Here is a 4504-nt window from a genome sequence, read left to right on the forward strand (position 1 = left end):
GGGGAACATTTATCACCGGCGGAACAGTTTTATCTGTTGGCTGCCTAAATAAACGGCAGCGCAACTTTTGCTAGCTTGCCTATGCTAATGCAACAGAGCCCTATATCTGCCTGCAATATCCGGGATATTTCCGCTTTGCGAAATGGATGGAACGTCTGGCAAAGGGTATTGCTGATGGCGTCATTGAGGTTCCCAAAGATCACTAGAAAGACCAGGCCGGAAATTTCGGCGATTCCGGCGTAGACCCCCAAACAAATGCATCGTGTTTAGCTCCAGTAGAGACTGGGGCATTCACTATGAGAACCTGGATCACCGCTTTCATCGTTATGGAAAAACTGCACAATGCTAACGAAATATCTCTCTCGCCGCACTGTCGCCTTTGCCGTGGCGCTGCTCATCGTTCTTATCATCGCTTTGTTCTTCTTTCTGAGAAGCCCTGATGTGCCGGAATATGTTACGGCCCCAGTGCGCAAAGGCGATATAGAAAATTCCGTTCTGGCGACCGGCCGCATTGACGCGATTGAACGCGTTAACGTAGGGGCGCAGGTATCAGGCCAGGTGAAATCACTGAAAGTGAAGCTGGGCGACCACGTGACTAAAGGGCAGTTGATTGCCGACATTGACGACGTGCCTCAGCGTAACGACTTGCGCAACGCCGAAGCCGCGCTCAACGGAGTGAAAGCCGAAATCCAGTCGAAGCAGGCGCTCCTGAAACAGGCTGAACTGCGTTTTAAACGCCAGCGCCAGATGTTAAGTGAAGATGCCAGCTCGCGCGAAGATTTTGAGTCTGCGGAGGCAACGCTTGCCACCACGCGCGCTGAGTTACTGTCTCTGAATGCCAAACTGGTTCAGGCGCAGATAGAAGTGGATAAGAAAAAGGTCGATCTTGGCTATACGCGAGTCGTAGCGCCGATGGACGGTATTGTTATCGCCGTCGTCACTCAGCAGGGGCAGACCGTTAACTCAAGCCAGAGTGCGCCGACCATCATCAAGCTGGCGCGTCTGGACGTCATGACCATTAAAGCGCAGATCTCCGAGGCCGACATCACCCGTATTTCCGCAGGCCAAAAAGCCCGTTTCACTATCTTCTCCGAGCCGGACAAGCACTATGACGCGACGCTGCGTACCGTTGAGCTGGCACCGGAGTCGGTGATGAAAGACGACGCACTTGCCAGCAGTAGTTCGGCATCAGGCTCCGGCACCTCAAATGCGTCCGTTTATTACAACGCTCTGCTCGACGTACCTAACCCAGAAAACCGACTCCGTATTGCGATGACGGCGCAGGTTACGCTGCTTGCTGGTGAAGCCAAAGATACGCTGCTGGTGCCCATTCAGGCAGTGCGCAAAGCCGAGGGAAATAAGCAGCAGGTCCAGGTGCTGGCGGCTGACGGCAAGCTGGAAACCCGGGATGTGAAAACTGGCATCACCAACAGCGTGGATATTCAGATCCTCGAAGGCTTAAAGGTCGGGGAAAATATCGTGCTGTCGCAGCCGGGTGAGAAATCGCCTGGGGAAGGGTTTGTGCTGTGAGAATCATCATTGAGCTAAAAGGCATTAGCCGAACTTATGGCAACGGTGGCCAGGCGCTGACCGTCCTGAAAAACGTCGATTTGACTATCGCGGCCGGAGAAATGGTGGCGATCATCGGTGCCTCAGGTTCGGGCAAATCAACCCTGATGAACATCATGGGCTGCCTCGACGTACCCGACAGCGGCGATTACTACATCGGCGGGCAAAACGCCGCCCACCTTTCGCCCGATGAGCTGGCCAGAGTGCGCCGGGAACATATCGGCTTTATCTTCCAGCGCTACCATTTGATGCCTGACCTTAGCGCGCTTGGCAACGTTGAGATCCCGGCCATTTACGCCAACAGCGAACGCGACAACCGTCGGCTGCGTGCGACCGCACTGCTTGGCAGACTTGGGCTGGAAGGGCGTGAGCACCATAAACCCGGCGAACTTTCAGGCGGCCAGCAGCAGCGCGTCAGTATTGCCCGATCGCTGATCAACGGCGGAGAGATAATCCTTGCGGACGAGCCGACTGGCGCGCTGGACTCGCAGTCCGGACAAGAAGTGTTAGCCATCCTGAGTGAGCTTAATCAGCGTGGCCATACCGTAGTGATGGTGACCCACGATATGACGGTCGCCCGGCACGCGAAGCGTATTATCGAGCTGCGTGACGGCGAAATTATCGCTGATAGCGGCAGTTGCGTAACTGCGACGGAAACGCTGCCGCCACTCAACCGTATCCGGCAAAGTCGTTGGCAAACGCTGCTCGATCGTACGCGTGAATCGCTGCAAATGGCGCTAAAAGCGATGAACGCGCACCGCTTACGCACCACGCTTACCATGACCGGGATTGTTTTCGGTATTGCCGCCGTCGTCACCGTCGTGGCATTGGGTGAGGGTGCCAAGCAGAAGACGCTGGAGAATATTAAAGATCTGGGGACCAACGTGGTCAGCATTTATCCCGGGCGAGATTTTTTCGATGACAGTACCGAGGCCATTCGAACACTGGTACCTGCGGACGCTGATGCGCTGGCAAAGCAAGGATTTGTCGACAGCGTAAGCCCGGAAGTTAGCGCCTCAGACAACATTCGTTTTCTCGGTAAATCTGCAACTGCTTCCATCAACGGCGTCGGGCGGGATCATTTCCGGGTAAACGGTATTGGGTTGTTGCAGGGGGCGACCTTCAGGGACGATCGCAACGCCCTGCAGGAAGTCATTATTGATGAGAACGCCCGCAAGGCGCTTTTCGACGACGCGGGGCTACAGGCGCTGGGGCAAATTGTCTTCCTTGGTTCCGTACCGGCACGCGTGGTGGGCATCGCCAAAAGCAACAACCGGAGCTATGCGCCAAACCGCATTACCGTTTGGATGCCTTACAGCACGGTGATGTACCGCATGGTAGGCAAACCTGTTCTGACCAGCATTAGCGTCAGGCTTAAGGACAATGTGGCTAACGAGGCGGCTGTTAGCGCTATCTCCCAGCTGTTAACCCAGCGTCACGGCGTAAAAGACTTCCAGCTCTATAACTTCGAACAGATCAGAAAATCTATCGAACGCACCTCAATGACCTTCAGCATTTTAATTCTGATGGTCGCCTGTATCTCGCTAATGATCGGCAGTATCGGGGTGATGAACATCATGCTGGTCTCTGTGACAGAACGGACTCATGAAATTGGCGTACGCATGGCGGTAGGCGCGAGACGCAGCGACATCATGCAGCAGTTTATGATTGAGGCCGTACTGGTTTGCCTGATTGGCGGCGCGTTAGGCATTACGCTGTCGTATGCCGCAGGCACGCTCTTTACCGCCCTAGCGGGCGGAGTGTTCACGGCTATATATTCGTGGCAGGCCGCCGCCGCCGCGTTTTTCTGTTCAACCTTAATCGGCATGATCTTCGGTTATCTCCCCGCCCACAAGGCGGCAAGGATGGATCCGGTCGTTTCACTGGCCAGCGAGTAACCTATGAAAATTTTATCACCTTTGGCTTTATGCCTTGCCACCGCGCTCAGCGCTGGCTGCGCAAACACGCTGAAAAGCGACTACCGCGCTCCCGAAGTGAGCTATCCCGCAAGCTGGAACAAGAGCGATATGGCCGGAGATCTAGCCCCGTTTGACTGGAAGGCGTTTAACGATCTTCATCTCGATAACTGGCTCAGCCAGGTGATGGCAAGTAATAACGACGTGGCTATAGCCGTGCTACGGGTGTATCGGGCGCGACTGGACGCGGAAAGAGTAGGTATCACCAACGATCCTGGACTAAAAGGTTCGCTGGGCGTGGACGGAAAAAACCAGCTGAATAACTCGTACGGCTGGACAAAAAGCAGCTCCGCCAGCCTCAGCACCAGCTATGAGCTGGATCTCTGGGGCAAAATTGCCCGTCAGCGCGATGTGGCGGAGTGGGCAAGTCATGCCAGCGAAGAGGATTTTCGCTCCGCGCGCCTGATGCTGCTTTCAGAGGCCAGTAATAATTACTGGCGCATCAGCTTTGTGAACCAACAGATTGCCGTCCTCCAGCAGAGCATCGACTATGCAAAAGAGACGCTGCGTCTGGCCGAGGCTCGCTATCGCGCGGGAAGTGCCTCATCGCTGGATGTGGTTGACGCGCAACAAAGCCTGCTCGCGCAGGAAAACCGGCTTACAGGGCTACAACGGGAGCGTTTGCAGGGACTCAATCAGCAGGCGGTCTTGCTCGGCGCCGCGCCGGGCAGCCCGGTAGTCGAGCCAACAACGCTGCCAAGAGGAAGCCTGCCGAAGGTAAATGCTAATATTCCTGCCAGCGTGCTGATGCACCGGCCTGACATCAGCGCTAAAGAGTGGCGAGTGCGTGAGGCGCTGGCTACGGTTGATATCAAGCGTACCGAATATTATCCCGTCTTCAGCCTGACCGGCGCTCTCGGTACCAGCAGCACTTCACTGCTGACGTTCGTGCATAATCCGGTCGGCTCCGTAGGCGCTAACCTGACGCTGCCGTTCCTGGAGTGGCGGCAGCGGGGGGG

Annotated in this window: 2 protein-coding genes and 1 pseudogene (1 of these 3 cut by a window edge); all 3 read left to right on the plus strand. The window is 55.7% G+C overall.

What is annotated here, in order from left to right; translation table 11 throughout:
* The first annotated feature begins 342 nt into the window (after positions 1 to 342).
* Entirely contained in the window at positions 343 to 1530 is a 1188-nt protein-coding gene (gene etsA / locus AEP37_RS21915; RefSeq protein ID WP_049615316.1) for a macrolide efflux RND transporter periplasmic adaptor subunit EtsA, read from the plus strand.
* Complete coding sequence (locus tag AEP37_RS21920) at positions 1527 to 3467, plus strand: MacB family efflux pump subunit (RefSeq protein ID WP_049615317.1); 1941 nt, start codon at positions 1527 to 1529, stop codon at positions 3465 to 3467. The genes etsA and AEP37_RS21920 overlap by 4 nt, the downstream gene beginning before the upstream one ends.
* A gap of 3 nt (positions 3468 to 3470) precedes the next feature.
* Positions 3471 to 4504 (plus strand): annotated as a pseudogene (gene etsC / locus AEP37_RS21925) (macrolide efflux RND transporter outer membrane subunit EtsC) (it continues 363 nt past the right edge of the window).

Source organism: Yersinia pekkanenii (genome assembly GCF_001152565.1).
GTDB lineage: Bacteria > Pseudomonadota > Gammaproteobacteria > Enterobacterales > Enterobacteriaceae > Yersinia > Yersinia pekkanenii.

Excerpts from the sequence above, each read along its gene's own strand:
- etsA (WP_049615316.1), top strand. The coding sequence starts at position 343 with ATGCTAACGAAATATCTCTCTCGCCGCACTGTCGCCTTTGCCGTGGCG.